The sequence below is a fragment of the Acidimicrobiales bacterium genome, assembly GCA_035536915.1.
In the GTDB taxonomy this organism is placed as follows: domain Bacteria; phylum Actinomycetota; class Acidimicrobiia; order Acidimicrobiales; family JAHWLA01; genus JAHWLA01.
This window is the reverse complement of sequence record DATLNE010000021.1, coordinates 1-5,371: the sequence shown is the minus strand read 5'-3', so window position 1 is coordinate 5,371 and position 5,371 is coordinate 1. Positions and strand designations below refer to the sequence as shown.

The window sequence follows — 5,371 nt, the reverse complement described above, 5'->3', positions numbered from 1 at the left end:
GTCGCCCGCCGGGGCCGACCCTCGACGACGACGAAGTCGTGGGCATCCAACCAAGTGATTGCGTCGATGATTCGACGCGCCCCCCTGGCCTCGGGGTCCTCCAGTCCGAGCAGGCTGGCCCACGCCCGCGCAGGGTACGTGACGTCGTGCGGCGGGGCGGCTGCGAACCACAGGAACGACAGGTAGAGCTTGAGTCGCACTGCGCCGCCGCGCCCGCCGCGCAACATCGTCGTCATGGGTGGCGCACTCTGGCCCGACTCAAAGGTCCTGACGAAGCCCCAGCGCACTGGAGCGCCCCGACGATGGACTCGGCGCGCCACGGAGGCGGCGTACTGGAGTGCAGTCTCCGGAACCGTAGGTGTAGCCAATGTCGATAGCCCTCCGACCGGGGCGACCTGCTACACGAGTTATCGCGAGCAGTAGGAGTAGTAGTGGGTCCTTACGTAGTACCCGGTGCAAGCTCGGGGTTCCCTCCGCACAACTGTAGTCGGCCAGCGGTCGGTCCAGGCACTAGGTAGAGGGTGGAGCAACGGCAGGTGTCACCTGGGATACTGGCTCAACGTGACTTGGTGGTGAACCGTCTTCGCGCGCTGTAGAGTCACCTTGTCCTCGACCCGAGGACGACGAAGGGGAGGCCCGGACAGGCCTCCCCTTCGGAACCGACAGTGGTACCTGTGATGGCAGCACTGGCAGCGTTGCAACTCCAGTCTGCCACGCAGGTGCCGCTCCATCACAAGGAGGCGAGCCTTCATGGCATCGACTTACCGCCGTCGACACGGCAAGGACACCTGGCACTTCTGCAGCAACTGCTCCAACTGGCCGACTGTCAGCTACGACGAGCGCACGACGAAGCCGACTACCGGCGAGTTCTGCGACGAGTGCATCGGCAAGCGGGCGGCAGGCAACTGTAAGTAGTGCCCAAGATGCGGGCCCCTGGCTGGATTGCCAGGGGCCCGCGTTGGACCCTCTGCCACAGGGTCCGGAGGCCGGCCCCCGCCGCCCTCGGGCCTGCCTCGAGTGAAAGCCCCCGCGGCCAACAGGCCGACCTAGCTCAATTGGCCGCATCTCCGACATCCACGGCCCTACCCTCAGGTGTCGAAACTGGACGAGGGATTGAACAAATGGCTCGCGTGACGCGTCTGAGCGTGACGAACTTCCGGTCGATTGGTGAGCGCGTAGAGTTGGCATTCCCGACGAAGGGGCCACTCGTATTGCTCGGCCCGAACAACGCTGGGAAATCTAACCTCGTCCGGGCCGTTGAGCTCGTGCTCGGCGACCGCTGGCCTGGCAGCTTCGAACCTGAAGACCATGACCTTCACGGCCGCTCAAGAGAGGCGGTCCCGATGAGGGTGACTGTTGAGCTTGACGAGGCCTTCGTTCCCGTGAAGGACGGGTTTTTCGAGGTGTCGGAGCTGGCGTGGCGTTACGACCCCGATGACGAACGCCCGATCCTGTTCGAGATGGTCGCACCAGACGGCTCACGCCGATGGGCGAACAGCGAGGCGAGAGATCAGTGCTTCTGCATGGTCGTGGGCGCTGATCGGCGTCTGCACTATCAGTTGTCGTACACGTCGAAGTACACCCTCCTCTCACGTTTGATGCGGCGCTTCCACGCCGCACTCGTAGACGATGAGGAGCGAGTCAGCAGACTGCGCGACCTGTTCGAAGATGTGGTCAAGACCTTCTACGAGGTGGAGCCCTTCGCGAAGTTCTCGACTGACCTCAAGGAGAGCGCGGCCAGCTTCGCGGCCAACTTGGAGTACCGCCTAGACCTCGACTTCTCCGCCTACGACCCGTCGAACTTCTTCCACTCGCTACGTGTGCATCCTCTCGCAGGCGGTGTGGTGCGCACCTTCCAGGAACTTGGTACGGGACAAGAGCAGATCTTGGCCCTCGCCTTCGCCTACGCGTACGGCGCTGCGTTCGGTGCGGGCGGTGACGCCGGCCTCCTCCTTGTTATCGAGGAGCCAGAGGCACACCTGCATCCGCTCGCGCAGCAGTGGCTTGGCCGTCACATCCACGCCCTAGCGGATACGGGCGTTCAGGTGCTCGTGACGACTCACAGCCCAGCGTTCGTGGAAGTCGAGCACCTTGACGGCTTGGCCCTTGTGACGAAGTCGTCGGAGCAGAGCGCAACGAGAGCCACGCAGCGCTCTCCGACCTCGCTGGCTGAGTTCTGCAATGACCACGGCGCAGCGGGAAAGGCGACCCCAGGCACCGTCTTGCCTTTTTACGCGGCCAGCGCGACCGAAGGGATAATCCGTGGCTTCTTCGCCCGATGCTGTGTGCTGGTTGAAGGGCCGACCGAGTCGTTCGCGTTGCCGACCTTGCTGCGCCGTGCGGGAATCGACTTGCTCGAACACGGCATCGATGTCATCGCAGTCGGCGGCATCGGCAACCTGGCGAGGTGGTGGCGCTTGTTTCGGGCGTATGACATCCCTGTGTTTGTCGTTTTCGACCGGGACTCGGATGACGACGAGTCCGGCGCCAGGCGGGCGGACTTGGCCGGAACCCTGGGGGTAGAGGTGGCCGCCCTTGAAACGGAGACGAGCGGTAGTGCTCTGGCTGTTCTGCCGACCTACGCGGTCTTCGCACCTGCTTTCGAACAATCGATGCGCACCCTCTTTCCGACGAACTTCGGTGACCTCGCAGGTCGCGGCCGGGAGCGTCTCGGGGGCTCGAAGGTGCTGTGCGCCCGCTACGCGGTTGAGCGCCTTCCGCTCGATCACGACGCCGACGGCTGGAGGCTCGTGCGCGAACTTGGGGCGGCCATCATGGCTGTGGCGAACGCAAATCCGGACGCCACAGATTCGGTAGGGAACGACGCCGCTTGAAGGTGTCCACGAAGGGGACGTATGCACGTTCGGCCGGTCCCCCGGCACGACAACCGATAGCGGCCGGGGCGCTGCTCCTAACAGCCCCCGGCCCGGCCGATTCCTACGAGGAGGAACCGACATGGCCAAGCATACGAACGACGAAGGCGCCGCCGAGGTGGTGGAGGCGCCGGGCTTCATGGTGCGCGACCCGCAGGGCCGCACGCGGGTGTTCATCGGCGACCTGAGCGGCACGGACGGCGACTGGCTGCCCGGCGTCGCCATCTACGACGAGCGGGGCAGCGAGCGGGTGTCGCTGCTGCTGGGAAGCGCGGGGCCGGTGCTCAGCTACGCCGAGCACGGCGACACACGCCTGGAGGTCGGAGTGGTCGACCGGGGCGGCGAGGGCACCGCGCCCGGCCCGTACCTCGTGGCCGTGGGCGAGCACGGCGAGACGGCCTGGAGCGTGCGCGTCAACGACGAGGGCCTCGTCCGCGAGCCCTGAGCGCGACAGGTCCGCGACACGAGCGTCACACCGGCGCGACACGACCGCGACAGATCGGGCCATGGGCGAACTTTTTCGGCACTTTTCGAGAAACCTTGCCGCGAACGGGCCATTTTCGCGTCTTTAAGAGGTGAACAGCGCGACGCGGGCTGCGGGCGAGACGCCCCATGCCGAACGACACCCACCCCTGCCCCGGCACGCCACGGCGTGCCGGGGCAGGCACCCATCCATCCGGCCGCAGGCCGGGACGGCCGTCCCACCCCATCGGCTCCGGGCGCCCCGCCTGGTGCCCCTGACCGACGAGCACGAGCGGGCCGCCCTGGCGGCCCTGGCGGCGCTGCTGGCGCCGCTCATGGCCGACGACGGCCACGACCACACCGACGACCGACACAGCGACGACACAGGAGGCGATCACGAATGAGGGTGGCGACCTACACCCGCATCTCCACCGACGAGGAGCACCAGCCCAACTCCCTGGAGGCCCAGGCCACCAGGCTGGGCAGCTACATCGCCAGCCAGGAGGGCTGGGAGCTGGTGCGGCAGTTCTCCGACCAGATGACCGGGGCGACCACCGAGCGGCCCGACCTCCAGCGGATGCTGACCGAGGCCCGGGCGGGCCGCTTCGACCTCCTGCTGGTCTACCGGGTGGACCGCTTCAGCCGAAGCGTGCGCGGCCTGGCGCAACTGCTGGACGAGCTCGACAAGGCGGGCGTGGCCTTCCGCAGCGCCACCGAGCCCTTCGACACGACGACGCCGGCGGGCCGGATGATGGTGCAGATGCTCGGCGTGTTCGCCGAGTTCGAGCGGGCGACCATCGTCGACCGGGTCATCGCGGGCATGGAGCGCAAGGCGGCGCGGGGCGAGTGGACCGCCGGTGGCCCGCCCTTCGGCTACCGCCTCGACTCCGCGACGGGCCACCTCGTGGTGGTGGAGGACGAGGCGCCGCTGGTGCCCATCGTGTTCGATCTCTACCTGACCAAGCGCACGGGGGCGCGGGCCATCGCCAACTGGCTCAACGAGCGCGGCCACCGCACCAAGTACGGCAAGCCCTGGTCGCACATGTCGGTGCTCACCGTGCTGCGCAACCGGGCCTATGTGGGCGAGGTGTTCTTCCGCGACCGCTACCACAAGGCGCCCCACCCGCCGCTGGTCGACGTCGAAGTGTTCGACGCGGCGCAGGAGCTGCGGGCGGGCCGCGGCGAGAACCTGTCCAAGCGGGCCGCCAACTCCTCGGCCTACCTGCTGTCGGGCCTCGTCGTGTGCTCGACGTGCGGCAAGCGCTTCGTGGGCAACATCGCGGGCGGCAGCCGCTACCGGTACCGCTACTACACCTGCTTCACCCGCCAGCGCTACGGCAAGGACTCCTGCCCCACCGACCGGCTCCCCGCCGAGGAACTGGACCAGGCCGTGCTCGACGCGCTGCTGGCCCTCTACGAGGAGGTGGACCTGTTCGAGCGGGCCGCAGACGCCGCTCGCCAGCGGGCCTCGGCCGAGCGCGACCGGCTGCTGACCGAGTTGGACGCGGTCGAGGCCGAGCTTCGCAAGGGCGAGGACGCCATCGAGCGCTACCTGCTGGCCTTCGAGGCTGAGACGCTGACCGACGCGACGTGCAGCAAGCGCCTCGACACCATCGCCGACCGCGCCGTCGAACTGCGCGCCCGGCGAATGGACCTGTCCTCGGCGCTGGAGGACGAGCCGCGTGCGCCGAGCGAGGCCCAGGTCGCCAAGGTCCGCAAGCTGATCCTGACGGCGATGAAGGAGGGGAGCATGGCCGAGCGCAAGGTGCTGATGAACGCGCTGGTCCACGAGGTCACGGTGACGAGCCGCGCCGACGTGGTGCCGGTGTTCCGTTTCCCGTCGCCGTTGCTGGCTGACGGGAAAGTTCGCCCATTGGCGCGATCGGCGCCCCCGGCAGTGCCTGATCCCATGACATAGGCGACATCTGTGTCAGGACATAGGAGACACCCGAGCCGAGGAGTCTCCTGTGGACATGGGGCAGTACCTGGTCGAGGCGCACCTGCGCGAGGGGCGGTCGGTGGCCGAACTGGCGGCG

Annotated in this window: 6 protein-coding genes; 5 read left to right on the top strand and 1 reads right to left on the bottom strand. The window is 67.5% G+C overall.

The features are described 5' to 3' along the window. Nucleotides 1-236 (bottom strand): hypothetical protein (locus VM938_05955; protein HVF74574.1); only part of this gene is annotated, 236 nt, incomplete at its 3' end. Between the two features lie 514 nt (nt 237-750). On the opposite strand from VM938_05955, the gene VM938_05950 reads away from it, so the two are divergent. The 5 genes from VM938_05950 to VM938_05930 all read left to right on the top strand — a co-directional run bounded on the left by VM938_05950 (nt 751) and on the right by VM938_05930 (nt 5,253). Beyond that, the gene (locus VM938_05950; protein HVF74573.1) at nt 751-915 is read left to right on the top strand and encodes a hypothetical protein; all 165 of its coding nucleotides are present in this window, start codon (nt 751-753) and stop codon (nt 913-915) included. Nucleotides 916-1,145: 230 nt separating this feature from the next. Next, complete coding sequence (locus VM938_05945) at nt 1,146-2,834, top strand: AAA family ATPase (protein HVF74572.1); 1,689 nt, start codon at nt 1,146-1,148, stop codon at nt 2,832-2,834. Between the two features lie 121 nt (nt 2,835-2,955). Further along, nucleotides 2,956-3,318 carry a hypothetical protein gene (locus VM938_05940; GenBank protein HVF74571.1) on the top strand — a complete coding sequence of 121 codons (363 nt, stop codon included), beginning with the start codon at nt 2,956-2,958 and terminating at the stop codon, nt 3,316-3,318. Between the two features lie 286 nt (nt 3,319-3,604). Then, a complete protein-coding gene (locus VM938_05935; protein ID HVF74570.1) occupies nt 3,605-3,739 on the top strand; it encodes a hypothetical protein in 135 nt (44 codons plus the stop codon). Further along, nucleotides 3,736-5,253 carry a recombinase family protein gene (locus tag VM938_05930; GenBank protein ID HVF74569.1) on the top strand — a complete coding sequence of 506 codons (1,518 nt, stop codon included), beginning with the start codon at nt 3,736-3,738 and terminating at the stop codon, nt 5,251-5,253. Before VM938_05935 ends, VM938_05930 begins: the two co-directional genes overlap by 4 nt. Nucleotides 5,254-5,371 lie beyond the last annotated feature (118 nt).